The following is a 24,473-nucleotide window of genomic DNA, read 5'->3' on the forward strand; positions in this document are numbered from 1 at the left end:
CATGACGACGCCATTCGCCAAGGATCAAGCCGCAGGGCTGCGGCGCATGCTCGGTCATGCCGCTGCCCGCCGCGTGCTCGTGGTCGGCGCGGAAGAGCAGGTCGATGATTTTGTCGACAACCTGCGCATTGCGCTGTCCGGCATGGGCCGCGATACCGCCGTGGTGAGCGCGCAGACCGTGCTGGCCATGGCCGGCGTGCTCGAACAGCACGACGAGACGGCGGATGTGACGCTCGTGGCCGCGCATTTCGGCACCCGGGCGCTGGGCACCGTGGCAGAAGCGTGCGACGACGTGCTGCTGACCTTCGCGGATGGCCCGGAAGGCATCAAGAGCGCGTACACGCTGCTCAAGAAAACCGCCGTGCTGCAAGGCGGCGCCGGCATCCGCACCGTGGTGTGCGGCGCGCATTCGGTGGATTCCGCCGTGCGCGTGTTCGGCAACCTGGCCAACACCGTGGGCCAGTACCTGAACACCCGGATCGATTTCGCCGGCTACCTCCCCGAGGACCGGCACGTAGAACTCGCGCTCTCGCTCGGCAAGCCCGTGGCGAGTGCGTTTCCCGCATCGCCTTCGGCCATGGCCTTCCGCCAGCTTGCCGAAGAAATGTTGAGCTGGGCCAGCGCCGAGGCCCAAGCCGGTGATGGCAGTGCGCCGTCACGGGTGGTCATGTCGGCGCGGGCACCGGCTGAGGCGCCGGCAGATGAATCGGCGCACGCAAGGTCAATGTCGGTATCGACAGCGACACCCGGCGCCACCGCACGCGCGGCCGAATTGGTTTATTGAGGCGCAGCATGAACGAAGCGTCAAAGGCAGGCATGGATATGTACACCGCAACCGGTCGCAAGACCAAGTCCGACGAGATGGCCACGTACGCACCCCTGGTGCGTCGCATTGCCAACCAGATGATGGTCAAGCTGCCGGCCAGCGTTGAGCTGGACGACCTGATCCAGGCCGGCATGATGGGCTTGCTCGATGCGCTGTCGCGCTACGAGGAAACGCAGGGCGTGCAGTTCGAGTTCTACGCGGCCCAGCGGATCCGCGGCGCGATCCTGGACGAATTGCGCGGCTCGGACTGGCTGCCGCGTGGCCTGCGCCGCAATGCACGCACGATCGAGCAGGCGATCCAGAAGCTCCAGCAGCAAAAGGGCCGTGCCCCCACGGAAACCGAGATTGCCGCAGCGCTGGGCATGTCGCTGGCCGAATACCAGAAGCAACTGGTCGACCTGCAAGGCAGCCAGCTGCTGTATTACGAAGATTTCGACCGCGAAGACGCCGACGCCTTCATCGAGAACCGCGCGCCCGAGAACGACGCCACGCCGCTGGACCAGCTGCTGGACCACGACCTGCGCGAATCCGTTGTGGCTGCCATCGAGGCACTGCCCGAGCGCGAAAAGCTGATGATGAGCCTCTACTACGAGCAGGATCTGAACCTGCGTGAAATCGGCGCCGTGATGGGCGTGTCGGAATCGCGCGTGTGCCAGATCCACAGCCAGGCGATTGCCCGCATCCGCTCGCGCCTGCGCGATCGCGCATGGCTGCCGACGCCGACCTGATCCGATATCAACCGGGCGCCGCTGCCAATGGCGAGCGACGCCGGGTCTGTGCCTGACCTGCCAGTTTCTTACTGCGCGGCCAGCGAGTCATCTCGCGGCCGCGCTTTTTCTTTGGGCACGTCGGTCACATCGGTCACGAGCCGCGAGGCGGCGGCATCCCACACGCGGGTCTCGCCGTGCTTGAACAGAAGGAAGCGCTCGGCGGGCACGTTGGCGGCCTTCAGCGCGTGGGCTAGGTCGGTGATGGGCTGGTCCAGCGCTTCGTCCGTCAGCTCGAACGTGCCCCAGTGAATGCCCACGGCCTGCCGGGCACCGATGTCTTGCATGACCTGCACGGCTTCGGCGGGGTCGATGTGCTGCGCCTTCATGAACCAGCGCGGCTCGTAGGCGCCCACGGCAATGGCCGCCACATCGAAGTGGCCGAAGCGCGCCCCGATGTCGCGCGTGTCTTGCGAATAGCCCAGATCGCCCGAGAACCAGAAGCGCAGGTGCGGATGCAGCAGCGCCCAACTGCCCCACAGCGTCCGGTTGCGGTCGTACAGGCCGCGTGCGGACCAGTGCTGCACGGCGCAGAAGTGCGCGGTGAAGGGGCCGAATCGTGCCTCGTCGTCCCAGTCGAATGCGCGCACGTTGGAGTTGTCACCGGCAAGGCGTGTGCCGCGCACGTTGCGCGCAAACCAGCGGTCGATGCCCAGCGGCACGAAAAACATCGGCGCGCCGCCGGGCTGGCGCATCAGCGCACGCACGCTGGCGCGGTCGAGGTGGTCGTAATGGTTGTGCGAGATCAGCACCAGGTCGATATGCGGTAACTGCTTGAGCGACAGCCCTGGCGGTTGATGGCGGCGCGGCCCCGCAAACGGCAGCGGCGAGGCGCGCTTGGAGAACACGGGGTCGGTCAGCACATTCAGCCCATCGATCTGCAGCAGCAGCGTTTCGTGGCCGATCCAGGTCAGTTGCGGCAGCGCGGGCGGCTGATGGATGGCGCCGAGGTTGGGCGCGATGCAGGAGAGGTCTTGCGTGGGCGGCTTGGGCAGCTTCAGGCGGCGACGCTCCCGTTGCCATTGCCAGAAATCGGCGTCGGGGCGCGGGTGCGGATAGCGGTTGCGGAATCCGTCCGGCGTGTGGTGCGGTTTGGCGGGGTTGTAGTCGGGATTCTTCATGGCATCGGAGCGGGTCAGCGAAGCACGGAGATGAGAAGGACCACGTCAGTATCAAGGAATCTCTGATTTCCGGTGCCGGGGCAGGTGGACGCGACCCGGGAAGTCACCCATCGCGCACCTGCATTTCAGAACGCAAAATATGTACACAAAAAACGTATGGAATTGTTGACAGAAAAATGGCGCCCCTCCAAGATTCCGGCAAATACGCGGCATCACGCCGCATGAATGCTGGCGAATGGAACCCGCCCCATCCGTCTAAAGCACGCTCCCGGCATTGACACGGGGGCGGCCCCAGGAGACAGACAATGCGCCAATCCCCCGGCCAACCCTCGCCCTCTTCGTCGACAATCACCGGCGCCGTTGCCGATCCCGTCAACGAGTTTCTGCCATTGCCGCGCCTGTTTGCGCTTGGCCTGCAGCACCTGCTGGTGATGTACGCCGGGGCGATTGCCGTGCCGCTGATTGTCGGCAATGCGCTCGGCCTGTCGAAGAGCGATCTCTCGTATCTCGTTAATTGCGACCTGTTTGCGGCTGGGATCGGCACGTTGATCCAATCGCTCGGTTTCCTGATTTTCGGGATCCGCCTGCCGGTCATGATGGGAGTCACGTTTGCGGCAGTTGCGCCCATGATCGCCATCGGTGTGGAGCCCGGCATGGGGCTGCCCGGCATCTTCGGGGCGTCGATCGTTTCCGGCGTGTTCGGCATTGCCGTTGCGCCGCTGATGGGGCGGCTGCTGGGCCTCTTCCCGCGCGTGGTGACGGGCACGGTCATCATGCTGATCGGTTTTTCGCTGCTGAGCGTCGGGATCAACTGGGCCGCGGGCGGCCAGCAGATGATTCCGCAGGTGGTGGACGGCGTGAAACACATGGTGCCGAACCCCGCGTTTGGCGATCCGTTCGGCCTGGCCATTGCCGCGCTTGTGCTGGTGACGATCCTGCTGCTGACCAAGTTCGGCAACGCATTGCTGTGCAACATCGCCGTGCTGCTGGGCATCGTGACGGGCACGCTGGTGGCGGCGGCGTTCGGCAAGGTGTCGCTGGCCGACGCGAGCGCCGCTCCGCTGATGACGCTGGTGACGCCGTTCTACTTCGGCATGCCGAAGTTCGAACTGTCGGCCATCATCTCGATGTGCATCGTGATCGTGATCACGCTGGTGGAGTCGACCGGCATGTTCCTCGCGCTGGCGCACGTGGTCGGCAAGCCCATCTCGCGCAATGAACTGACCAACGGCCTGCGTGCCGATGGTCTGGCGACGGTGGTGGCGGGGGTGTTCAACACGTTCCCGCATACGTCGTTCTCGCAGAACATCGGGCTGGTGTCGATCACGGGCGTGCGCTCGCGCTATGTGGCGGCGGCCGGCGGGGTGCTGCTGATCGTGCTGGGGCTGTTTCCGAAGCTGTCGTACGTGGTGGCATCGGTGCCGCAATACGTGCTGGGCGGGGCGGGCATCGTGATGTTCGGCATGGTGGCCGCAGCCGGTATCCGCATGCTGGGCATGGTCGATTTCCAGCAGCAGCGCCATAACCTGCTGATCATCGCGGTGTCGGTCGGCTTTGGCATGATGCCGACGCTGGCGCCGGCCTTCTTCCATCACTTCCCGGACTGGACGCGCCCCATCACCCACAGCGGCATCGTGATGGGCACGCTGGTGGCCGTGGTGCTGAACGCCTGGTTCAACGGCATCCGCGGCTCGCACGAAGTCATGCACGGTGCGGCCGCAGCCGCGCATTGAACATCCAACGCCGCGCTTCAACGCGGTTCAGGTTTCTCCGGCAACCGAGACGCGGTATGCGGTGTGCTGCCGATAGACCTGGCCCGGGCGCAGCATGACCGCTTCTGCATCGGGCATGTTGACCTGGTTTGGAAACGCGCTGGCTTCCAGACACAAGCCGCTGCGTTGCGCGTGCGTGCCTGCCAGCATGTGGCCTGAATAGAACTGAAGCCCGCGCTGATCGGTCAGCACGGTCAATTCGCGGCCGCTGCCGGGTTCATACAGCCGCGCGACCGGGCGCACATGCGGGCGATCGTCCGGTGCCGTATTGCGCAGGACGAAGCAGTGGTCGAACCCGCCGGCCTGCGCCAACTGCGCGTTGGGCCAGTCCAGCCGCGCGCCAATGGGCGCCCCCTGCCGAAAGTCGAATGCCGTGCCCGCGACGTTCATTGCTCGCGTCGGGATCAGCTTGGCATCGACTTCCAGAAAGGCATCCGCATCGATCGACAGGATGTGGCCACGGATGTCGGTGCCGGGTCTGCCGCTCAGGTTGAAATACCCATGGCTGGTCAGGTTGATTGGCGTGGGCGCATCGGTGCGGGCTTCGTAGTCGATCGACAGCGTGCCATCGTCGTCTAGCGCATAGCGAACCTGCACGGCGACATTGCCGGGGAATCCGGCATCGCCTTCCGGAGACGTGAGCCGCATGACCAGTGCGCCGTCCTGATCTTCGGCGTCCCATAGCGCCCGATGAAAACCGCTCGCGCCGCCGTGCAGCAGGTTGCCGCCCTCGTTGCGGTCGAGCGCGTAGTCGATGCCGTCGAGCGTAAAGCGCGCGCCGGCAATCCGGTTCGCCCAGCGTCCGATCAAGCCGCCAAGATAGCCGCCCGATTCAAGGTAGGCGGCAGGCGTCGCATGGTTGAGCAGAATCTCGCCCAGACGCCCGCTGCGATCCGGCGCCTGCCAGGAGACGAGCGTCGCCCCCAGATCGCTGATGGAAACGCGCATGCCCGAGGCATTGCGCAGCGTGAACAGCCGAACCGGCTCACCGTCCGGCAAGTGCCCCCACGTTACCGACGAGATGGCGCCGTCGAGCGGCACGTGTGCGGAGAGCGCGGGCGCGATGCTCATGATTGGCCCTCTGCGATGGCGCGTTCCTGGTATTCGCGCGGCGTGCAATCCAGCTCACGGCGGAATACGGCATGCATGTATTGCGGGGAGGTAAAGCCGCAGCGCACCGCCACCTCGGCGGTGGCGACATCACGGCTGGCCAGCATGTGCTTGGCCGCGTCGAGCTTATGGCGAAGGATTTCCTGGTGCACGGTGCAATTCAATTCACGACGAAAGTGTTCTTCGAGCGATGACCGCGAGATACCGACGTAGTCCGCGACTTGCTCGGTCTTGATCCCTTGGCAGGCGTATTGCCGAATGAAGTGCCGCGCCCGCATGACATACGGGCTGGCAAGCGGCTGGTGCCGGGACGACGCCAGCACATTGATGCCCACGGGTGGCACGAGAATCTGCCGACCTGCCAGGCGCGCGCCGCCCAGCATCTGGTGCAGCAGATGTGCGGCGGTGCGCCCCATCTCCACGGTGCCCTGAATGACCGATGACAACGGGATGCGGCTCAGCGTGCGCGTGAGCGGATCGTTGTCGATGCCGATGATGGCGATCTCTTCCGGTACGGCGAACCCTGCCGTCATGCAGGCTTGCAGCAGATGCCGCGCCCGCGCATCCGTTACGGCGATGATGCCGATGGGCTTGGGCAAGCCGCGCAGCCATTCGATCAACTGGCTGATCGCCTGATGCCAGGTCGGTGCGCTGGTCGATAGGCCCCGGTAAATCTCCTGGTCAACGGGCGCGGCGGGATTGTCCTGCCGGCGCAAGCGCGTAAAGGCCAGTTCGCGCTGCTGTGCCCAGCGGTTTTCCGGCGCCTGGGGCAGGCTGTACAGCGCAAAGTGCTGCAGGCCGGCTTCGATCAGGTGCCGGTAGGCCAGCGCGACCAGCTTGCCGTTGTCCGTGGCGACATAAGGCTCCTTTGCGGGGTAGTGCGCCGGGTCTTCATACGAAGAGCCGACGGCCACCACCGGTAGCGGGCAACCGCGCAGTGCTTCGGCGACGGCGGGGTCGTCGAAATCCGCAATGATGCCGTCGCCGTCAAAGCGCTCGATGCCGGGCAGGCGGCAGCGGAAGTCCTCTTCCAGAAACAGGTCCCACGTCACGCGGGTGGAGCGCATGTAGTCGCCAATGCCCGCGATGATCTCGCGGTCGTACACCTTGTTGGCGTTGAACAGCAGCGCAATGCGATGAATCCGCGCGTGCTGCGATGGATCGGGCAATTGACGATGCATGGGCTGTTGGGCGCTCGCGGTGGCAGGGGTTTGCCATACGGCGGCGGTGCTGGGGCGTGCCGCTCGCCCGCACATTCTATGGGCTGCATGCGGCGCTGTCAGACGATGCCCGCCGGGTGGCAAGAAATGTTAGGGCGGTTGGGCAATTTCGTAATTGCCGGTGCCAAGGCGGCGCATGCACCATGCGACTGCCGTCGAGCCGGCCGAAATCTATTGCGGCGCAGCAGACGCCACGTCGCTACCCACCAACAAAAGAAGATGGAGTGAGACATGAAATCGAACCAACGCCGTTGTGTTCTGAGGGCCGCCTTTTGCGGTGCAGTGCTCGCCAGCCTGTCGATGGCCGCGCCGCTGGCGCACGCGAGCAAGGCGCATCCGGAAATTGGCTTCTGTATCGACGACCTGCGCGTGGAGCGGTGGTCGCGTGATCGCGATTACTTTGTCGCAGCGGCGGAAAAGCTGGGTGCCAAGGTGTCGGTGCAATCGGCGGACGCCAGCGAGCAACGCCAGATCTCGCAGATCGAGAACCTGATCTCGCGCGGTGTCGACGTAATCGTCATCGTGCCGTTCAACTCCAAGGCGCTGACCAACGTGGTGGCCGAAGCCAAGAAGGCCGGCATCAAGGTGGTGTCGTATGACCGCCTGATTCTCGATGCCGACGTTGATGCCTACATTTCGTTCGACAACGAGAAGGTGGGCGAGCTGCAAGCGCAGGGCGTCTACAACGTGCGTCCGAAAGGCAATTACTTCCTGCTGGGCGGCGCGCCCACGGACAACAACGCGAAGATGCTGCGGCAGGGCCAGCTGAAGGTGCTGCAGCCGGCCATCGACCGCGGCGACATCAAGGTCGTCGGCTCGCAATGGGTGCCGGAGTGGAGCGCCTCTGCGGCGCTGGGTATCGTTGAAAACGCGCTGACCGCGAACAACAACAAGATCGATGCCGTGGTCGCCTCCAACGACGGCACGGCCGGTGGCGCGATCCAGGCGCTGGCTGCGCAGAAGCTGGCCGGCAAGGTGCCGGTGTCGGGGCAGGATGCCGACCTTGCCGCCGTCAAGCGCGTGATTGCCGGCACGCAGACGATGACGGTCTACAAGCCGCTCAAGCTGATTGCCACCGAGGCCGCGCAGCTTTCGGTGGCGCTCGCCAAGGGCGACAAGCCGAAGTACAACGCGCAGTACGACAACGGCAAGAAGAAGGTCGACACGGTGCTGCTGCAGCCCACCCAGCTCACGAAGGACAACGTCAACCTGGTGGTGAAAGACGGCTTCTACACGCAGGCGCAGATCGGCGGCCAGTAAGGTCCCGCAGTCAGGACCGCTTTGTGCCGGCGATGAGCCAACGCTGCATCGCCGGCCGCGTTCGTACCTCAAGGACGGGGCATGTCTGAACCTCTGTTGCAGATGCGCGGCATCGTCAAGACGTTCGACGGTGTGAAGGCGCTGGACGGTATCAACCTGGTCGTGAAGCCGGGCGAGTGTGTTGGCCTGTGCGGCGAGAACGGCGCCGGAAAGTCGACGCTCATGAAGGTGCTTTCGGGCGTCTACCCGACGGGCACCTGGGATGGCGAAATCCTTTGGGAGGGGCAGCCGCTCCACGCCAGTGGTATTCGCGACACCGAGCGCGCTGGCATCGTCATCATCCATCAGGAACTGATGCTGGTGCCGGAATTGTCGGTGGCCGAGAACATCTACCTGGGCAACGAAATCACGCTGCCAGGCGGTCGCATGAACTACGCGGCCATGTACCAGGGCGCCGACAAGCTGCTGCGCGACCTGAACATCCAGGGCATCAACGTGGCGCTGCCCGTGATGCACTACGGCGGCGGCCACCAGCAGCTGATTGAAATTGCCAAGGCGCTGAACAAGCGCGCCAAGCTGCTGATCCTGGATGAGCCGTCGTCATCGCTCACGGCGGCGGAGACGCGCATCCTGCTCGACATCGTGCGCGACCTGAAAGCGCGCGGCATTGCGTGCGTCTACATCTCGCACAAGCTCGACGAGGTGGAGGCGGTGTGCGACACGGTCACCGTCATCCGCGACGGCCGCCATGTGTCGACTGCGCCGATGGATGCGCTCACCACGGACCGCATCATCGCGCAGATGGTCGGGCGCGAAATTACGCAGCTGTTCCCACGTGAACCGCATCCCATCGGCGAGGTGGTGTTCGAGGCGCGCAACGTGACGTGCTACGACGTCAACAACCCGGCGCGCAAGCGGGTCGACGGCGTGTCCTTTGCGGTGCGGCGCGGCGAAATTCTTGGGGTGGCGGGGCTGGTCGGTGCAGGGCGCACCGAGCTGATGCAGGCCGTGTTTGGCGCGTATGAAGGTGCCAGTGAGGCGGACCTCGTCCTGGACGGAAAGCCGTTGAAAATCCGCGCGCCGCTCGATGCCATTCGTGCGGGCATCGCCATGGTGCCGGAAGACCGCAAGCGTCACGGCATCGTCTCGCTGATGAGCGTCGGGCACAACATCACGCTGGCCGTCCTTCAGCGTTTCGCGCGTCTCGGTCGCATCGACGGCGCGGCCGAACTCGACACGATCCGCAAGGAGATGCGGCGCCTTGCCGTGCGTGCCGCGCATCCGATGCTGCCGATTGCCAGCCTGTCGGGCGGCAATCAGCAGAAGGCGGTCCTCACTCGCATGTTGCTCACGGAGCCGCGCGTCCTGATTCTGGATGAGCCAACCCGTGGCGTGGACGTCGGCGCCAAGTACGAGATCTACAAGCTGATCGGTGACTTGGCTAAGCGTGGCATGGCCATCATCGTGATTTCGTCGGAGCTGCCCGAAGTGCTTGGCATTTCAGACCGCGTGCTCGTGATCGGCGAGGGTGAACTGCGCGGCGATTTCGTGAACGACGGACTGACGCAGGAACACATTTTGACCGCCGCCATTCAGCCCGTCCGGCACACACCCGGGCACACACCCGGGCACGCACCCACTTTCCATCAGGCAGGTCACGCATGACTTCTCAAACCAGCCCACAAGCCGCCGGCGGGGTCGGCGATTCGCGCAAAACGTTCAAGGCAAGCCAGCGCCTGAGGCAACTGTTCGCACGCTACAAGATCCTGGCGTTGCTGATTGCCGTGGCCGCGATCTGGCTGTTTTTTTCGATGCTGACCAACGGCGCCTTTACCTCGCCGCGCAATCTGTCCAACCTGCTGCGCCAGATGTCGATCACGGGGATGCTGGCCTGCGGGATGGTGTTCGTCATCATCGCGGGCGAGATCGATCTTTCGGTCGGATCGCTGCTCGGTCTGCTCGGCGGCGTGGCGGCCATCCTGGACCAAGGACTGGGCTGGCCGATCACGGCGACGGTGCCCGTGGTGCTGCTGCTCGGCGTGGGCATGGGCCTGTTCAACGGATGGTGGTCGACCTACCGGGGCGTGCCGTCCTTCATTGTCGGCCTGGGCGGCATGCTGGCGTATCGCGGCATCCTGCTCGGCCTGACGCATGGCTCGACGATCGCGCCGGTGTCGGACAGCTTCGTGCTGATCGGCCAGGGCTACCTGCCGCGCCACGTGGGCGACCTGATGGCGGTGCTGATCTTCTGCCTGTTGATCTTCGTGGTGAACCGGCAGCGGCGTGAACATCGCCGTTATGAACTCGACGTTGCACCGCTCTGGCAGGACGTCGCCAAGCTGATTGTGGCGGGTCTGGTCATCGTCGCGTTTGTCGCCACGCTCAACAGCTATGGCGGCATTCCGGTGCCGGTTCTGCTCGTGCTGGCGCTGCTCGGTATTTTTTCTTGGATCGCCAGCCAGACGGTGTTCGGCCGCCGTATCTATTCCGTCGGTTCAAACCTTGAGGCCACGCGCCTGTCCGGCATCAACACCGATCGCGTGAAGCTTGCCATCTTCGGGCTCATGGGCCTGATGTGCGCGTTTGCCGGCATCGTCAATACGGCGCGTCTTGCTGCCGGTTCGCCCTCCGCCGGAACCATGGGCGAGCTGGATGCCATTGCGGCCTGCTTCATCGGCGGCACGTCCATGCGCGGCGGCGCAGGCACGGTCTACGGCGCGCTGGTCGGTGCGCTCGTCATGGCCAGCCTCGACAACGGCATGTCGATGCTCGACGTCGACGCCTACTGGCAGATGATCGTCAAGGGCGGGATCCTCGTGCTGGCCGTCTGGGTCGATGTCATCTCGCGCTCTGGCCGCCGCTGAGGCTGCGCTACACGTTTTATCTCCTTTGCAGTCAATGGAATCTCCTATGTCTTATGCGATTTATCCGAGCCTCGTTAACAAGAACGTTGTGATCACCGGCGGGGGAAGCGGCATTGGTGCGGCCATCGTCGAAGGCTTCGCGAAACAGGGCGCGCGCGTGACGTTTCTGGATATCGCGCGGGCTGACTCAGAAGCGCTGGCGACATCGCTGGGCAAATGCGTGTATCCGCCTGTCTTCCGCCACTGCGACTTGCGCGATATCGACGCGCTTAACGCCACGTTCGCGGCCATCGAGGCCGACACCGGCCCCATCGACGTCCTGATCAACAACGCCGCGAACGATGACCGCCATCGGATCGGAACCGTGACGCCGGCCTATTGGGACAACCGCATCGAGGTGAACCTGCGCCACCAGTTTTTCTGCGCGCAAGCCGTGTTGCCCAGCATGAAGAAGCAAGGGCGCGGCGTGATCCTGAACCTCGGGTCGATCTCGTGGCACCTCGCCCAGCCGGACCTCGCCATCTACATGACGGCCAAGGCCGGCATTGAAGGCCTGACGCGCGGCCTGGCGCGCGATCTTGGCGGGTTCGGCATTCGCGTCAATTGCATCGTGCCCGGCGCAGTGCGCACGCCGCGTCAGATGGCGCTCTGGCAATCCCCCGAAAGCGAAGCCAAGCTGCTGGGCGAGCAATGCCTGCATGAGCGCGTCGAGCCGGAACACGTGGCGCGCATGGCGCTGTTTCTTGCGTCGGACGACGCCGCGCGCTGCACGGCCCGCGAGTACTTTGTCGATGCCGGGTGGTACGGCGGATGATGGCACCCATCATTCCGGAATGCGTCTGGCGCGTTGGCGCAACGCTGGGTGAAGGCGCGGTGTGGCACGCCGCGTCGCGCTGCGTGGTCTTTGTCGACATCAAGGGCCGGCGGCTCTATCGCTATGACCCGGATACCGATGTGCGCCGCAGCTGGGTCGCGCCCGGCCAGATCGGCTTTGCGCTGCCCAGCGTTGACGGCAGCTGGGTCTGCGGGCTGCAGGGCGGTCTCTACCGGTTCGATTTCGCAAGCGGCATCTTCAGCCGCATGCTGCCCGTCGAGACCGATCGGCCGGGAAACCGCCTGAACGACGGCTATATCGATCGCACCGGGGCGCTGTGGTTCGGCTCGATGGACGATGCGGAGCGCGAGGCGAGCGGGCAGCTCTACCGCGTCGGTCGGGAAGGCCGGTTAAGCGTGCGCGATTCGGGCTACGTCATCACGAATGGCCCGACCGTGAGCCCGGACGGCCGCACGCTGTATCACACAGATACCTTGCAGCGTGTGGTCTACGCCTTCGATCTCGGTGACGACGGCAGCCTCGAACGCAAGCGCGTCTTCACCAACATCGACGGCACCGGTTACCCCGACGGCATGGCTGTCGATGAAGAAGGGTGCGTGTGGATCGCGTTGTTTGGCGGAGGCCGGATCGAGCGGTTCTCACCCGACGGCCGATGCGTCGGGCGCGTCGCCTTTCCGTGTTCCAACATCACCAAGCTCGCGTTCGGCGGCGATGATTTGCAGACCGTCTATGCAACCACCGCACGAAAGGGCCTGACGGACGAGGCGTTGCAGAAGGAGCCGCTTGCGGGCGGCTTGTTTATGTTTCGCGCGCCGGTCAAGGGGCTCCCATCCACGGAATGTGCCGTGGACGTTTCCGCAGCGAAGCCCGATCAATCCTGACGGACGAGCCCGCGCGCTGCCAGGTTGCGATACAGCGCGCGGACACCGAACGTCCACGGTGCGATCTCCGTCGACAGGCGGACCGTGTTGACCAGCGCGCCGAGGGGCGGGGCGCTGATCGTCACGCGGTCGCCGAGGTGATGCGTAAAGCCGGCGCCCGGCGCGTCGCGGTCCTTGATCGGCGAGAACATCGTGCCGAGGAACAGCATGAAGCCGTCCGGATACTGATGGTGCGGCCCACAGGTTTGCGCGACGAGGTCGAGCGGGTCACGGCTGATCTCGCTCATATGGCTCACGCCGTCGAGCACGAAGCCGTCGTCAGCGCCCTCAACGCGCAGCGATACCTGCGTCGTGCGAATCGTGTCGATCGTGAAGTGCTCGTCAAACAGGCGCACAAACGGGCCGATGGCGCAGGAGCCGTTGTTGTCCTTGCATTTGCCCAGCAGCAGCGCCGAGCGCCCCTCGATGTCGCGCAGATTCACGTCGTTGCCCAGCGCCGCTCCCACGACATGCCCGGCGCCGCTGACCGCCAGCACGATCTCCGGCTCCGGGTTGTTCCAGCGCGAGGCCGGATGCAGGCCCACATCGGCGCCGAACCCGACTGCCGACATCGGCTGCGATTTGGAAAACACTTCTGCATCGGGGCCGATGCCGACTTCCATGTATTGCGACCACGCGCCACGGCGCTGCAGTTCTTCCTTGAGCCGCATGGCCGCATCGGAGCCGGGCTTGATCTTCGAGAGGTCGGAGCCCACCACGCCGACAATGGATTCGCGCACGTCGCGGGCCTTGGCCGGGTCGCCGCCGGCCTGTTCTTCGATCACACGTTCGATCAGGCTGACGGCGAACGTCACGCCGCACGCCTTGATCGCCTGCAAGTCATTCGGGGCGAGCAGGGTGGGCGCGTTGCCTGCACGATCGGCGGCCAAGGAACGTTCGACGAGCGCTTCGACGCGGCCCAGGTTTTCCCCGGGTGCCTGCCGGGCGATGGCCAGTGCGTCAGGATGCTCGAACAGGTCCGACACGGTCGGCACCGCTTCCGTGATGTCGAAAACGACACCGTTGCGTACCACCACGACGGATGGCCCCTCGCCGTTGGCCGTTGTGCGCCACACCCGACCGACGAGCGTTGCGTGCTCAAGATCGTGCGGCAAGTAGTTGGCGATGTCGGTCATGTGCACTCCGTGAGTAGGACACCCCTGTTGCCGGGGAACCCGCGTGATCGTAGAGACGGCGATGCAGGGTGTCCAACAGCGTGACGCAATTTCCAACCTGTTGGACAATCGAGCCACTCATGAACGGGGCAGGTTTCCAGTGAAGACAGACTATGAGGTGCCGGCGCTCAAGCGCATTCATGACGTGCTGGAGATACTTTGCGCGGCGACGTCTCCTGTGCGGCCAGCGGTGTTGGCGCAGGCGACGGGCATGTCTAGAAGCACGTTGTACCTGCTGCTGGAGTCGCTCGAAAAGCGCCGCTGGATTGAAAAGCGGGCCGACGGCTACCTGATCGGCTTGACGTTGTTTGAGCTGGGCAACGCCTATTTCCGCCACGACAGCTTGCTGGCCGCGTTCCGGCGCGAATCCGCCGCCTTCGTTGCCACGCACAACGAAGTCGTGCAGCTTGCCGTGCTCGACGGCACGGAGGTCGTCTATATCGCCCGGGAGGATGCGCCGCGGCCCGTTCGCCTGGTATCGGATGTTGGCCTGCGCCTGCCGGCCCATTGCTGCGCGCTTGGCAAGGCGCTGCTGGCGAGCCTCGATGACGAAGCGGTGTGTGCGCTGCTGCCGGCGCGTCTTGCCGCCATGACGGAGCACACCACCACGCGCCGTGCCGATTTGCTCGATGAGCTTGAGCGCATTCGCGTGCGGGGCCTGGCGACGGAGCGCGAGGAGGTGGTGGCGGGGCTGGCCTGCTTTGCGGCGTTTGTGGGTGTGACGCCGCTGGGAAAACGCGTTGCGGTGAGTTCCAGCGTGCCCGTCAGCCGACTGGACGCCCGCCGGGAGAAGCGCCTCGTCGTCGGTGTTGCAGGCATGGCGGACCGCATCGGCCGCGCGCTCGGGCAGGCATAGCGGCGGGCTGCTGCGTGGCCGGTTCCGCTATGATCGCCACTCCTCTTTTTTCTTTCCTCTTTTCCTTTGGCGCGTAGGCGTTTCTCATGACCACCGGCACCACACCCCCTCGCATGGCCGATGTTGCGCGCGTTGCCGGCGTGTCGAAGATGACCGTGTCACGGGTGCTGGCAGGCGGCAGCGTGTCGCCCGAAACCCGCGCGCGCGTGCAAGAGGCCATCGACGCGCTCGGCTACGTTGCCACGGCCGCGGCCGGGATGCTGTCCAGCGGCCGATCGGAATTCGTCGCTGCGCTGGTGCCATCGCTGGCGAGTTCCAACTTTGCCGACACCGTGCGCGGGCTGACCGATGCGCTTGCGCCGCATGGCCTGCAACTGCTGCTGGGTGATACCGACTACCACCTCGATCAGGAAGAGGCGCTGGTGAAGTCGCTGCTGCGCCATCAGCCGCGCGGCATTGCCTTGACGGGGCGCCACCACAGTGCAGGCACGCGTGCGTTGCTGGAGCGCGCCGGCATCCCGATCGTCGAGATGTGGGATCTGCCTGAGCGCCCGATCGACAGGGCGGTGGGGTTCTCGAACGCCAAGGCATCGCTCGCGATGGTGCATCACCTGCACGAACGGGGCTACCGGCGCATCGGCTTCCTGTGCGGCGCAAGCGAACTGGACCGGCGCGGCACCGACCGCATGCGTGGATACCTAAGCGGAATCAAGGCGCTTGGCCTGGGTGAGCCGCGTGTGATCCGCCTGGGCGAATCGCCCATCACGATGAGCCACGGTGGCCCCGCGATGGCCGCTTTGCTGGAAGCGTGGCCCGATACCGATGCCGTGATGTGCGTGAGCGACATGTCCGCATTTGGCGCCATCATGGAATGCCACCGGCGCGGCATGTCGGTGCCCGGCGACATCGCCGTTGCGGGCTTCGGCAACTTTGAAGTCGCGTGGTGCTGCCATCCGACCATCACGACGATTTCCGTCGATGCCTATGGCATCGGCCTGCGCACGGGCGAGGTCTTGCTCGATGCGCTCGGCGTTGGCGAGGCCACGGGCGCACCCAAGCTCTCGCGCATCGACTTCAGCGTGGTCGAGCGCGAGAGCGCATAGCCGGCGGCTTTATACGCAGCGTCAATGCGAGTGCCGTGGATTGCCGCGCGTCTCGATCACGTTCAGATACAGGGTTGCCGGCTCCAGGCATCCGCCCGTCGAAAGCTGCCCGACAAACTGCCGATAGATTTCCTGCCAAGGCGTTTGCGACTGCGGCACGCTGAACGTTGCGGTTTCACGCCGGCGCTCAAGCTCTTCCGCATCGACCAGCACATCGACCTTGCGGGCGTTGAGGTCCACACGGATGCGATCGCCCGTGCGCAGGAGCGCCAGGCCGCCACCCGCCGCCGCCTCGGGCGACATGTTCAAAATGGACGGACTCGCCGAGGTGCCGCTCTGCCGGCCATCGCCCATGCACGGCAGCGATTCGATCCCCTGCTTGACCAGTGCCGCCGGTGGCGCCATGTTGACGACCTCCGCGCTGCCCGGATAACCGACCGTTCCGCAGCCGCGGATGACGAGGATGCAGCGCTCGTCGATCGCCAGCGCCGGATCGTTGATGCGGGCGTGATAGTCCTCTGGGCCATCGAAGACGATCGCGCGCGTATCGAAAACATTCTCCGCGCCCGGTTCGCTCAGGTAGGTCTGCCGGAATGCCTCGCCTACCACCGACATCTTCATGATGGCGCTGTCAAAGAAGTTGCCCGACAGCACGATGAAGCCCGCACGATGCTTGAGCGGCGCGTCCACAGGGAAGATGACATCGCGGTCGGCGTCGGGGGCGGCATCGGCAATCGCGCCGATCGTGCGGCCAGATACGGTGAGGCAATCGCGCCGCAGCAACCCGCCCGCGTCCAACTGGCGCAGCACGGCGGGCACGCCGCCCGAGCGGTGGAAGCTCTCCCCCAGATATTCGCCGGCCGGCATGCAGTTCACCAGCAGCGGCACCGATTCTCCGTGGCGCTGCCAGTCTTCGAGGCTGAGTTCCACGCCCATGTGGCGCGCGATTGCGATGAGGTGCGGCGGGCAGTTGGTCGACGCGCCAAGCGCCGAAGCCACCATGATGGCGTTCTCGAACGCCGCGCGCGTCATGATCGTCGAGGGGCGGATGTCTTCACGCACGAGGTCGACGATGCGCTTGCCGGTGGCATAGGCCATCTGCCCGCGCTCGCGATACGCCGCCGGAATGCTGGCGCACCCGGGCAGCGACATGCCCAGCGCCTCGGCTAGGCTATTCATCGACAGCGCGGTGCCCATCGTGTTGCAGTGGCCGATCGACGGCGACGACGCGGTGGTCAGCTCCATGAAGCCTTCGTAGTCGATGTCGCCGGCAGCCAGCCGGTTGCGCGCATGCCAGATGACGGTGCCGGAGCCGACCCGTTTGCCTTCGTGCCAGCCGTCCAGCATCGGCCCGCCAGACAGGACGATGGCCGGCAGGTCCACCGTGGCGGCGGCCATCAGGCAGGCGGGCGTGGTCTTGTCGCACCCGGTGGTCAGCACAACGCCGTCGAGCGGGAAGCCGTGGAGGATCTCGACCAGACCGAGATAGGCCAGATTGCGATCGAGCGCGGCAGTCGGGCGGCGGCTCTGCTCGGCCAGCGGGTGAACCGGAAACTCCATCGGAATGCCGCCCGCGTCGCGTATGCCGGCCTTCACACGCTGCGCCAGCTCGATGTGGTGCCGGTTGCACGGCGCGAGGTCGCTTCCCGTCTGCGCGATGCCGATGATCGGCCGGCCGGACTGCAACTCTTCGCGCGTCAGGCCGTAGTTCATGAAGCGTTCGACGTAGAGGGCGGTCATGTCTGCGTGGCTCGGGTCGTCGAACCAGAGCTGGCTGCGCAGTCGGCGTGGAGGTTGGGCGGGCATGGTGTCTCGGTTGTTATGTGGTGGGCGGTTCCCTCTGCGGGGAATCGGTGTGGCGCTTTCCGGAAGCCTGTGACGCAATTTTGATACCGGTAACAACGCATGGTAGAGCCGGAAGAAGGCGCAGGCAATAGCGCGTGTTGTCAGCCCTGCTTTCGGAGAGGGTGTTTGGATTTGCTGACACCTGCCTGAGCGCAAGCGTTTGCCGCTCCCCCGGCTGGTGGGGGAGGGCTTGCGGTTTCACGATTCTGCAAACAACGCGCCCTATGTTGGGCCGATCTTCGGGGGAAGGACGGGGGCTGCCATGCAGGCGTTATCTGCACGATTCGAAAAGACTGACGCGGGGCGACGTGAAATCGCCACGCGCGGCGGCGTGCTCAGCCGCTCAAGCCGCGCGCTGCTCATCATGGTCGATGGCCAAGTCACGGGCGAGGACCTCGCTGTACGTGCCGGCCAGCTCGGCCTGGGAGCCCAGGCCGTGTTCGAGCTGGTGCAGGCAGGCTTCATTCAGAGCGCAACCGCTGTTGCCGGCGAGTCCGTCTTCGTTCAGGTGGCCGAGCCGCAGCCCGAGACGCCCAAGCCGGCTGCACCGGCGCGCAAGCGTTCGCTGGCGGCGGCGCGCATGTACCTCATGGACATTGCGGCGCGCACATTCAGCTCGGCCGAGCATCCGATCCGCCAGCGCCTGGTGGAGGCCACCGACCGCGCTTCCGTGGAAAGCGCGTTCGATGCGCTGCTGGCGGCCCTGCGCGAAGCCACATCGGCGTCGATGGTGGAGCAGGTGGAAGTGTCGTTCCGTGGGTTTTTGCCGGCCGAGGAGCCCGCGGCCGGCTGAACGGTCACGCAGCCTGCTGCGCCACCCCGTCCTTGAGCAGCCCCCGCGCCCGCTGATTCGACTTGTAGATGTTGTCGCGCACCGGCACCGCACCGGTCTTCACGCTGTGCACCCATTCCTGTGTCGACATGACCGCCGCGAAGCGCGATTGCAGCACCACGCTGAACACACGGTGGATCTCTTCCGCGCTCGCAAAGCCGGCCTGGTTCTGATACGGCACCGCGCCTGATGCGTCGTGCAGAAACTCCACCGCCGTGCCGTTGTGCAGGGCGTGATTGATCGTGGATGCATCGCAGTTGTGCGTCATGTAGCCGACCACGGTGAGTGTATCGATGCCACGCGCTTCCAGCCATTGCGCCAGGTCCGTCTCCGGATAGGCGCTCGGCAGCAGCTTGCGCAGATAGTGGTCATGCGGGCGCGACGCCACCACGGGGTGCAATTGCCAGCCGTCGGTGTCGATGGCAAAAAGCGGCGAGCTGGCCGGCGAGGTCTGCTGCACGACGATCACCGGAATGCCCGCCTCGCGGGCCGCATCCATGGCGACACCGATGTTGGCGACGGTCTGCTGCGGGTCCGGATACTCGATCGGCAGGCCGCCGGTGAAATATTCGTTCTGCACATCGATGACGATCAGGGCGCGCTTCGGGGTGTTGTTCGTAGTCATGGCTGACTCCTCAAGGTCGGTTGGATCGGGCATTTGCGTGAGCCCGTGGACAGCATCTTCGCGGATGACTATCCTTCCCGACAGTGGCCCGAAAGACGTTTATCGAAAGGATCGGGCCAAAGCGCGGAGCCCGTATGCAAGCCCAGCCATCTCAGCATCCCCGGAAAATCGCCGTTCTAGCCTTTAACGACATCAGCCCGTTTCACCTGTCCGTGCCGTGTCTTGTGTTTGAAGACCGCGTCTGGGCAGGGCTGCCGTCCTACCACCTGCGGATCTGCGCCGGCGAGCCCGCGAGGAAGGGCGGCCTGCGCACCACAGCCGGCTTTGCCGTGCAGACGGAGTTCACGCTCGAAGATGCCGCCCGCGCCGACGTGCTGATCGTGCCGTCATGGCGTGATACGGACGAGCGGCCGCCGGCGGCGATGGTGAATGCGGTGGGCGATGCCTATGCGCGCGGTGCCACCGTGGTCGGCCTGTGCCTGGGCGCGTTTGTGCTGGCCGAAGCAGGCGTGCTCGACGGCCATGAGGCGACCACGCATTGGAGCGCCGCCGATGCGTTCTCGCAGCGCTACCCGCGCGTAAAGCTTGTGCCGGATGTGCTCTATCTGGACGCTGCCGAGGGCCGTCTGGTGACGTCCGCAGGCACGGCCGCCGGGCTGGATTGCTGCCTGCACCTGGTGCGCCGTTGGCATGGTGCAGAGGTGGCCAACCGCATTGCACGGCGGCTGGTGGTTGCGCCGCACCGGCAGGGCGGCCAGGCGCAATACATCGAGCAACCGCTGCACGATGCCCCCGGTGGCGATCGCCTGTCGGATCTGCTGAACTGGACGGTGGCCAACCTTGCGGAGCCACACTCGCTGGACTCGCTCGCCGAGCGCGCGGCCATGAGCCGGCGCAATTTCACGCGGCGCTTTCGTGAGCTGACGGGAACCACCGTCGGTCAATGGTTGCTGGGGCAGCGTCTGGCCTATGCGCAGCGCATGCTGGAGACCACGCGCCAGCCTGTCGAGGCGATTGCGCAACTGGCGGGGTTCGGCAGCGCGGTGTCGCTGCGGCAGCATTTCAGCCGGACGTATCACACGTCGCCCAGCGCCTACCGCGCCTTGTTTGCGCAAGCCTGAAAAGAAAAAAAGCGGCTGGTCAGCCGCTGTGGTGTGTTGCTTACTTGCTCAGCTCGTGGCCGATGACGGCGCCGGCTGCGGCACCCCCGATCGTCCCCGCTGTGCTGTGCGTCATTTCGTGGCCGGCCACACCGCCTGCCACCGCGCCGCCGGCCGTACACGCCGTGAGCGTGGGCGCCAGCGCGGCAAGTGCGCATATCAGCGCTGTCTTCCATGCATTCATGATGTCCTCCTGAGTCGCCGGCCAGATGCAGTGGCCGGCATATCCCTCAGTCGAGCAAAGCGCGTGCCGCGCTCACATGAACAGCGGTGACAGCGAAAGATGCGACAGCGCGATCACGATCACCTGCGCGATCACCAGCAGGATCAGCGGAGACAGATCGAGCCGCCCGCCCAGCGGCGGCACCACGCGGCGGATCGGGCGCAAGAGCGGGTCGACCAGCGTGTTGAGCACGGCGCCCATGGGCGATGCCGGGCCCATCCACGACAGCACGGCCGACGCAATGGTGACCCACACCAGCACGTTGAACGCCCACTTGAGCACGGTGAACAGCGCGGCCACAAAGCCCATCGGCACAAGCGCAATCGGGCTCAAGCCAACCGATGCCAGCAGCAGGAAGAGATACACAAGCGCCGTGAGGTAAGCCGCCACCAGCGACGACCAGTCGATATAGCCCGTGGCCGGAATCACCCGGCGCAGCGGGTGCACCAGCCAGCCGGTCAGCTGGAAGATGGCCTGCGACAGCGGGTTGCGCGGTGACAGCCGCACCGCTTGCGTCCACGCGCGCAGCAGCAGCGCCGCGCCAAAGAGCGAGAAGATCGTGTCGAGCAGAAAACGCGTGATATCGCCGAACATGCGTCCGGTTCTCCTATGGTCAGGTCAGGCAAAAGCGCGCGGCAAAACGCGCGTGCTGGGGCGCGGTATTGTCGCACGGCAATCTGACGGGGATCTGTGCGCCGGTGTCTCTGCGCAGCGGCGGCGCATTCGCGTATTGTGGTGCCCGTTCGCCGTTTTCCCTGTGAGGAGACCTGCCTTGAAACCCACCTTGTTTCGCGCGTTGTTGTCGCTGGCGTGCCTGTCTGCCGTGCCGCATGTGCATGCGCAGGCCGACACCACGTTCACCGTGGAATCGCCTGCCTTTGCCGACAACGGCGTCATGGACCGCAAGTACGCCGGGAAGAACCCCGCCAATGCCAATTGCACGGGCGACAACGTCTCGCCGCCGCTGCACTGGTCCAACGTCCCGGCCGGCACCCACAGCCTCGTGCTGATTGCCACCGACCCGCAGGGCGCGGGCGGCCTGGGCGTGAACCACTGGATGGCGTACGGCATCCCGGCCACGCAGACGAGCCTGCCGGAAGGCGCCGGCACCGACAGCGCGCTGCGCATGGGCCAGAACGCCATCGGCAAGCCGGCGTATCTCGGGCCGTGTCCGCCCAAGGGCACCGGCATGCACCACTACGTCTTTGTGCTGATCGCCACGGATCTGGCGCCGGACGCGCTGCCCAATGGGCTGACGCGGGCTGAACTCGACGCAGCCATCAAGGGGCATAGCAAAGGCGCCGCCGCCTGGATTGGCCGCTTCGGCAACTTCTGAACGATGCGTGTCCGTTGGCGGCTCACAGCCCCGCGACGGGGAAGCTCGCCTGCCAGACAGCGCTTTGCACGTTCACCGGTTTCGGAATCAGCTTCTGCTGCAGGAACAGGTCTGCAATCTGCTGCTGCGAAGCCACGATCTGCGGCGTGACCGGCGTGACGCCGTAGGGCACGCGGCGCAGCCAGGTCTCGACAACGGGCTGTTCGATGCCGAGCTTGGGCGCCAGCAGGGCAGCAGTCTCCTGCGGATGCTGATTCACCCATAGCCCTGCCGTGCGCAACTGGGCCAGGATGGCGTTGACCGCGCGCGGATGCGTCTTCACGAATTCCGGCGTGGCTTCGTAGAAGTTGAACACCGGCAACTCGCTGAAATCGCCCAGCGTGCGCGTCTTCAACGCCTTCTGTGCGAGTGCGTAATACGGATCCCACACGACCCACGCATCGACCGCGCCGCTCTCGAAGGCGGCCCGCGCCTCGGCCGGCGGCAGGTAGATCGGCTGAATGTCCTGCACCGTGAGGTTGGCGCGCCGAAGCAGTTGCACCAGCAGGTAGTTGGAGCTGGAGCCCTTCTGCAACGCGATGCGCTTGCCTTTCAGGTCCGCCACGCTGTGCGCGGGCGAGCTGTCCAGCACGAAGAGCGCCTCGTTCGTCTTGCCGCCGGGCTCGGCGCCCACGTAGACAAGGCGCGCGCCAGCGGCCTGCGCAAACACGGCCGGCGGCGCGCCGGTGTAGCCGAAGTCAATGCTGCCCGTGTTGAGCGCCTCCAGCAGTTGCGGCCCGGCAGGGAATTCCTTCCATTCCACCTTGTAGCCAAGCTCGGCCAGCGGTTTGTCGAGTGAGCCCTGTGCTTTCAGCACGGCCAGCAATCCGGCTTTCTGAAAGCCGACGCGCACCGTGCCGGCCGGGTCTGCGGCTTGGGTGAGGCCTGCGCTCAGGGCGAGGCCGGCGCCCAGCAGCGCGGCAAGCCAGCGTCGTCGGCCAGACGATGCGGCGGTATGGGGCGATTGGGTTTGCATGATTCCTCCAGCGAGTCAGGTGTTGTGCGGTCGATGCTACGGACCGCGCACGCGGGAAGGAACGAACAAGATTGCATGTGCATAGACGCGGTTGCGTCAGCCTGTTGCTATGGCAGCCAGTTCAGCCAGGTAGGCCCACGGATAGATGCCGCGCGCATGTCCATCACTGAACACCAGTTGCACGCCGTAACCCGCGGGCGCGATGGTGGTGACGCGCACGGCGGCCGGCACGTTGATCGGCGTGCCGTGATGGCGCTTGAACTGGCACTCCGCGCAGCGGCACGCCGCGCGCAATGCCGCGTGGTCGAGTGCGACCACGGCGTCTGCCCAGTGCAGCCGCAGCCGGCCTTGTGCGACGTCGTTGTCGATGCGCTCAGGGGGCTGCACGGGCGCTCTCGATTTGTGCCAGCGCAATCCGCACCGCCTTGACGACTTCAGGGTCGCCATCGGTTTCTGCGCTGCGCAGGGCGGGCAGGGCAGAGGCTTCGCCGATTTCCCCCAAGGCGAGCGCGGCTTCCTTGCGCAGATTGCTGATCGGGTGCGTGAGCAGCGCGGCGAGCGCATCGACGGCATGCGCAGCACGCCAACGGCCGAGCGCCCGGGCGGCCTGCAGGCGAACTTGCCAATACGCATCGGCCAGCGCCTCGACCAGCGCCTGCGTGACATGCGCATCGGGAGCGAGCGCCCGCAGCTTGCCGAGCGTGCTGGCGCTCTCCTCGCGCACGCGCCAGGCGGTGTCATGCAGCGCAGCGAGCAGCGCGGGCAGCACAGCGGCATCGGTGGCGAGGCCGAGGGCGCCGACTGCGGCACGGCGCACGTCGACATCTGCGTCATGACGGGCGCGTTCCGCCAGCGCAGGCAATGCGCCAACATGCTTGCGCCAGCCGAGCACCGCAACGGCCTCGCGGCGCACGGCGGCGTCAGCGTCTTGCAGCGCGTGCAGCGCGGGCGCTTCGCTCTCGGGCACGCGCAGTTCACGCAACCCACGCAACGCGGCGGCGCGCACAAAGGCGCTGGCATGGTCGACGTAAGGCAACAGCGCGGGCGCCGAGTCGGGCGATTTCAAATCCGCCAGGCCGATTGCCGCTGCGTTACGCACGGTGCCATCCACGTCTTCCAGCGCACGGGCAAGTGCGGCCACGGTGTCCGGCTGTTCCCAGGTCGCCAGGATGCGCGCGGCTTCCAGCCGGATTTCCGGCGCCGGGTCCTGCGCCAGCAGCGCAATCACATCGGGCAGCGCGTCGGCGTCTTCGGCATCGGCAAGCTGGAGGAGGGCGACGCGGCGGGTGGCGGCGTCCGCGTCGTGCAGGCGCGCCAGGAGGGTTGTCGTCATCGCGGCCTCAGCGCAGCAGATACGGGATGTCGACCTTCACCGCGCCGGTCGGGCAATCCTGCTCGCACGGCATGCAGTACCAGCATTCGTCGAACTGCATGAAAGCCTTGCCTTTGGTCAGGTCGATGGCGAGCAGGTCGAGCGGGCAGACATCGACACACACGGTGCAGCCCTTGTCGGCAATGCACTTGGCTTCGTCGATGGTGACGGGCGCGCTGCTGCGCGAGGTGATGTCGTGCGGCGTGTGGGTGAAATGAACGGTCGTCTGTTGCATG

25 protein-coding genes are annotated in these 24,473 nt (G+C 65.6%); 13 read left to right on the top strand and 12 right to left on the bottom strand.

Annotated features, from left to right (window positions below; all coding sequences use genetic code 11):
• The first annotated feature begins 1 nt into the window (after window position 1).
• Together R2676_RS05940 and R2676_RS05945 are read left to right on the top strand one after the other, a co-directional pair.
• Window positions 2-784 (top strand): MinD/ParA family ATP-binding protein, encoded by a 783-nt coding sequence (locus tag R2676_RS05940; protein ID WP_206273645.1) that lies wholly within the window; start codon window positions 2-4, stop codon window positions 782-784.
• An 8-nt stretch (window positions 785-792) separates the two neighbouring features.
• The gene (locus tag R2676_RS05945; RefSeq protein WP_027679301.1) at window positions 793-1,554 is read left to right on the top strand and encodes an RNA polymerase sigma factor FliA; all 762 of its coding nucleotides are present in this window, start codon (window positions 793-795) and stop codon (window positions 1,552-1,554) included.
• A gap of 68 nt (window positions 1,555-1,622) precedes the next feature.
• On the opposite strand, the gene R2676_RS05950 is transcribed toward R2676_RS05945, so the two are convergent.
• Window positions 1,623-2,714, bottom strand: a complete 1,092-nt coding sequence (locus tag R2676_RS05950) for an MBL fold metallo-hydrolase (protein WP_206273644.1) — start codon at window positions 2,712-2,714, stop codon at window positions 1,623-1,625.
• Between the two features lie 305 nt (window positions 2,715-3,019).
• Between R2676_RS05950 and R2676_RS05955 the strand changes: the two genes are divergently transcribed.
• Complete coding sequence (locus R2676_RS05955) at window positions 3,020-4,447, top strand: nucleobase:cation symporter-2 family protein (RefSeq protein WP_206273643.1); 1,428 nt, start codon at window positions 3,020-3,022, stop codon at window positions 4,445-4,447.
• Between the two features lie 27 nt (window positions 4,448-4,474).
• Here R2676_RS05955 and R2676_RS05960 read toward each other — a convergent pair whose 3' ends face one another.
• Together R2676_RS05960 and R2676_RS05965 are read right to left on the bottom strand one after the other, a co-directional pair.
• Window positions 4,475-5,557, bottom strand: a complete 1,083-nt coding sequence (locus tag R2676_RS05960; RefSeq protein WP_206273642.1) for an aldose epimerase family protein — start codon at window positions 5,555-5,557, stop codon at window positions 4,475-4,477.
• Complete coding sequence (locus R2676_RS05965; RefSeq protein ID WP_104610882.1) at window positions 5,554-6,777, bottom strand: XylR family transcriptional regulator; 1,224 nt, start codon at window positions 6,775-6,777, stop codon at window positions 5,554-5,556. Before R2676_RS05965 ends, R2676_RS05960 begins: the two co-directional genes overlap by 4 nt.
• 270 nt (window positions 6,778-7,047) lie before the next feature.
• Between R2676_RS05965 and xylF the strand changes: the two genes are divergently transcribed.
• From xylF to R2676_RS05990, 5 genes are all read left to right on the top strand, one after another.
• On the top strand, window positions 7,048-8,076 hold the full coding sequence (gene xylF / locus R2676_RS05970; RefSeq protein WP_027679277.1) for a D-xylose ABC transporter substrate-binding protein: 1,029 nt from the start codon (window positions 7,048-7,050) through the stop codon (window positions 8,074-8,076).
• An 81-nt stretch (window positions 8,077-8,157) separates the two neighbouring features.
• Complete coding sequence (xylG, locus tag R2676_RS05975) at window positions 8,158-9,741, top strand: D-xylose ABC transporter ATP-binding protein (RefSeq protein WP_206273641.1); 1,584 nt, start codon at window positions 8,158-8,160, stop codon at window positions 9,739-9,741.
• Entirely contained in the window at window positions 9,738-10,940 is a 1,203-nt protein-coding gene (locus tag R2676_RS05980) for a sugar ABC transporter permease (protein ID WP_206273640.1), read from the top strand. Before xylG ends, R2676_RS05980 begins: the two co-directional genes overlap by 4 nt.
• A 46-nt stretch (window positions 10,941-10,986) precedes the next feature.
• Window positions 10,987-11,754: an SDR family NAD(P)-dependent oxidoreductase gene (locus R2676_RS05985; RefSeq protein ID WP_206273639.1), complete on the top strand. Its 768-nt coding sequence runs from the start codon at window positions 10,987-10,989 to the stop codon at window positions 11,752-11,754.
• Window positions 11,751-12,656 carry an SMP-30/gluconolactonase/LRE family protein gene (locus R2676_RS05990; protein WP_206273638.1) on the top strand — a complete coding sequence of 302 codons (906 nt, stop codon included), beginning with the start codon at window positions 11,751-11,753 and terminating at the stop codon, window positions 12,654-12,656. Before R2676_RS05985 ends, R2676_RS05990 begins: the two co-directional genes overlap by 4 nt.
• On the opposite strand, the gene R2676_RS05995 is transcribed toward R2676_RS05990, so the two are convergent.
• Window positions 12,647-13,831, bottom strand: a complete 1,185-nt coding sequence (locus tag R2676_RS05995) for a fumarylacetoacetate hydrolase family protein (protein WP_206273637.1) — start codon at window positions 13,829-13,831, stop codon at window positions 12,647-12,649. The two genes, R2676_RS05990 and R2676_RS05995, sit on opposite strands and share 10 nt — an antisense overlap.
• Window positions 13,832-13,970: 139 nt before the next feature.
• Here R2676_RS05995 and R2676_RS06000 point away from each other — a divergent pair, with 139 nt between their 5' ends.
• Together R2676_RS06000 and R2676_RS06005 are read left to right on the top strand one after the other, a co-directional pair.
• Window positions 13,971-14,726 carry an IclR family transcriptional regulator gene (locus R2676_RS06000; RefSeq protein ID WP_206273636.1) on the top strand — a complete coding sequence of 252 codons (756 nt, stop codon included), beginning with the start codon at window positions 13,971-13,973 and terminating at the stop codon, window positions 14,724-14,726.
• 86 nt (window positions 14,727-14,812) lie between these two features.
• Entirely contained in the window at window positions 14,813-15,829 is a 1,017-nt protein-coding gene (locus R2676_RS06005; protein WP_316856804.1) for a LacI family DNA-binding transcriptional regulator, read from the top strand.
• A gap of 21 nt (window positions 15,830-15,850) precedes the next feature.
• Here the strand turns inward: R2676_RS06005 and R2676_RS06010 are convergent, their stop codons facing one another.
• Window positions 15,851-17,635 (bottom strand): IlvD/Edd family dehydratase, encoded by a 1,785-nt coding sequence (locus R2676_RS06010; protein ID WP_206273634.1) that lies wholly within the window; start codon window positions 17,633-17,635, stop codon window positions 15,851-15,853.
• Window positions 17,636-17,936: 301 nt separating this feature from the next.
• On the opposite strand from R2676_RS06010, the gene R2676_RS06015 reads away from it, so the two are divergent.
• Window positions 17,937-18,467 (top strand): hypothetical protein, encoded by a 531-nt coding sequence (locus tag R2676_RS06015; protein WP_206273633.1) that lies wholly within the window; start codon window positions 17,937-17,939, stop codon window positions 18,465-18,467.
• 4 nt (window positions 18,468-18,471) lie between these two features.
• Here R2676_RS06015 and R2676_RS06020 read toward each other — a convergent pair whose 3' ends face one another.
• Window positions 18,472-19,131, bottom strand: a complete 660-nt coding sequence (locus R2676_RS06020) for a cysteine hydrolase family protein (protein WP_027679265.1) — start codon at window positions 19,129-19,131, stop codon at window positions 18,472-18,474.
• A 134-nt stretch (window positions 19,132-19,265) separates the two neighbouring features.
• On the opposite strand from R2676_RS06020, the gene R2676_RS06025 reads away from it, so the two are divergent.
• Complete coding sequence (locus R2676_RS06025; RefSeq protein ID WP_206273632.1) at window positions 19,266-20,252, top strand: GlxA family transcriptional regulator; 987 nt, start codon at window positions 19,266-19,268, stop codon at window positions 20,250-20,252.
• A gap of 40 nt (window positions 20,253-20,292) precedes the next feature.
• On the opposite strand, the gene R2676_RS06030 is transcribed toward R2676_RS06025, so the two are convergent.
• Both R2676_RS06030 and R2676_RS06035 read right to left on the bottom strand, forming a co-directional pair.
• Window positions 20,293-20,475: a glycine zipper 2TM domain-containing protein gene (locus R2676_RS06030; RefSeq protein WP_027679263.1), complete on the bottom strand. Its 183-nt coding sequence runs from the start codon at window positions 20,473-20,475 to the stop codon at window positions 20,293-20,295.
• Between the two features lie 72 nt (window positions 20,476-20,547).
• The gene (locus R2676_RS06035; RefSeq protein WP_027679262.1) at window positions 20,548-21,108 is read right to left on the bottom strand and encodes a YggT family protein; all 561 of its coding nucleotides are present in this window, start codon (window positions 21,106-21,108) and stop codon (window positions 20,548-20,550) included.
• Between the two features lie 178 nt (window positions 21,109-21,286).
• On the opposite strand from R2676_RS06035, the gene R2676_RS06040 reads away from it, so the two are divergent.
• A complete protein-coding gene (locus R2676_RS06040) occupies window positions 21,287-21,850 on the top strand; it encodes a YbhB/YbcL family Raf kinase inhibitor-like protein (protein WP_206273631.1) in 564 nt (187 codons plus the stop codon).
• Between the two features lie 22 nt (window positions 21,851-21,872).
• Here R2676_RS06040 and R2676_RS06045 read toward each other — a convergent pair whose 3' ends face one another.
• The 4 genes from R2676_RS06045 to R2676_RS06060 all read right to left on the bottom strand — a co-directional run bounded on the left by R2676_RS06045 (window position 21,873) and on the right by R2676_RS06060 (window position 24,472).
• The gene (locus R2676_RS06045; protein ID WP_206273630.1) at window positions 21,873-22,865 is read right to left on the bottom strand and encodes a sulfonate ABC transporter substrate-binding protein; all 993 of its coding nucleotides are present in this window, start codon (window positions 22,863-22,865) and stop codon (window positions 21,873-21,875) included.
• Window positions 22,866-22,961: 96 nt separating this feature from the next.
• Window positions 22,962-23,252 carry a gamma-butyrobetaine hydroxylase-like domain-containing protein gene (locus tag R2676_RS06050; RefSeq protein ID WP_206273629.1) on the bottom strand — a complete coding sequence of 97 codons (291 nt, stop codon included), beginning with the start codon at window positions 23,250-23,252 and terminating at the stop codon, window positions 22,962-22,964.
• Window positions 23,239-24,198: a HEAT repeat domain-containing protein gene (locus tag R2676_RS06055; RefSeq protein WP_206273628.1), complete on the bottom strand. Its 960-nt coding sequence runs from the start codon at window positions 24,196-24,198 to the stop codon at window positions 23,239-23,241. Before R2676_RS06055 ends, R2676_RS06050 begins: the two co-directional genes overlap by 14 nt.
• Window positions 24,199-24,205: 7 nt before the next feature.
• On the bottom strand, window positions 24,206-24,472 hold the full coding sequence (locus tag R2676_RS06060; RefSeq protein ID WP_004627681.1) for a 4Fe-4S dicluster domain-containing protein: 267 nt from the start codon (window positions 24,470-24,472) through the stop codon (window positions 24,206-24,208).
• Window position 24,473 lies beyond the last annotated feature (1 nt).

It is taken from the genome of Ralstonia flatus (assembly GCF_958439105.1).
Taxonomy (GTDB): Bacteria; Pseudomonadota; Gammaproteobacteria; order Burkholderiales; family Burkholderiaceae; genus Ralstonia; species Ralstonia flatus.

Coding starts and splice junctions, on each gene's coding strand:
- R2676_RS05955 (WP_206273643.1), top strand. CDS start 3,020: ATGCGCCAATCCCCCGGCCAACCCTCGCCCTCTTCGTCGACAATCACC.
- R2676_RS05990 (WP_206273638.1), top strand. CDS start 11,751: ATGATGGCACCCATCATTCCGGAATGCGTCTGGCGCGTTGGCGCAACG.
- R2676_RS06055 (WP_206273628.1), bottom strand. CDS start 24,198: ATGACGACAACCCTCCTGGCGCGCCTGCACGACGCGGACGCCGCCACC.
- R2676_RS06030 (WP_027679263.1), bottom strand. CDS start 20,475: ATGAATGCATGGAAGACAGCGCTGATATGCGCACTTGCCGCGCTGGCG.
- R2676_RS05965 (WP_104610882.1), bottom strand. CDS start 6,777: ATGCATCGTCAATTGCCCGATCCATCGCAGCACGCGCGGATTCATCGC.
- R2676_RS05945 (WP_027679301.1), top strand. CDS start 793: ATGAACGAAGCGTCAAAGGCAGGCATGGATATGTACACCGCAACCGGT.
- R2676_RS06035 (WP_027679262.1), bottom strand. CDS start 21,108: ATGTTCGGCGATATCACGCGTTTTCTGCTCGACACGATCTTCTCGCTC.
- R2676_RS06015 (WP_206273633.1), top strand. CDS start 17,937: ATGCAGGCGTTATCTGCACGATTCGAAAAGACTGACGCGGGGCGACGT.
- R2676_RS06010 (WP_206273634.1), bottom strand. CDS start 17,635: ATGCCCGCCCAACCTCCACGCCGACTGCGCAGCCAGCTCTGGTTCGAC.
- xylG (WP_206273641.1), top strand. CDS start 8,158: ATGTCTGAACCTCTGTTGCAGATGCGCGGCATCGTCAAGACGTTCGAC.
- R2676_RS06025 (WP_206273632.1), top strand. CDS start 19,266: ATGCAAGCCCAGCCATCTCAGCATCCCCGGAAAATCGCCGTTCTAGCC.
- R2676_RS05950 (WP_206273644.1), bottom strand. CDS start 2,714: ATGAAGAATCCCGACTACAACCCCGCCAAACCGCACCACACGCCGGAC.
- R2676_RS06005 (WP_316856804.1), top strand. CDS start 14,813: ATGACCACCGGCACCACACCCCCTCGCATGGCCGATGTTGCGCGCGTT.
- R2676_RS05980 (WP_206273640.1), top strand. CDS start 9,738: ATGACTTCTCAAACCAGCCCACAAGCCGCCGGCGGGGTCGGCGATTCG.
- R2676_RS05960 (WP_206273642.1), bottom strand. CDS start 5,557: ATGAGCATCGCGCCCGCGCTCTCCGCACACGTGCCGCTCGACGGCGCC.
- R2676_RS05985 (WP_206273639.1), top strand. CDS start 10,987: ATGTCTTATGCGATTTATCCGAGCCTCGTTAACAAGAACGTTGTGATC.
- R2676_RS06020 (WP_027679265.1), bottom strand. CDS start 19,131: ATGACTACGAACAACACCCCGAAGCGCGCCCTGATCGTCATCGATGTG.
- xylF (WP_027679277.1), top strand. CDS start 7,048: ATGAAATCGAACCAACGCCGTTGTGTTCTGAGGGCCGCCTTTTGCGGT.
- R2676_RS05995 (WP_206273637.1), bottom strand. CDS start 13,831: ATGACCGACATCGCCAACTACTTGCCGCACGATCTTGAGCACGCAACG.
- R2676_RS05940 (WP_206273645.1), top strand. CDS start 2: ATGACGACGCCATTCGCCAAGGATCAAGCCGCAGGGCTGCGGCGCATG.
- R2676_RS06060 (WP_004627681.1), bottom strand. CDS start 24,472: ATGCAACAGACGACCGTTCATTTCACCCACACGCCGCACGACATCACC.
- R2676_RS06045 (WP_206273630.1), bottom strand. CDS start 22,865: ATGCAAACCCAATCGCCCCATACCGCCGCATCGTCTGGCCGACGACGC.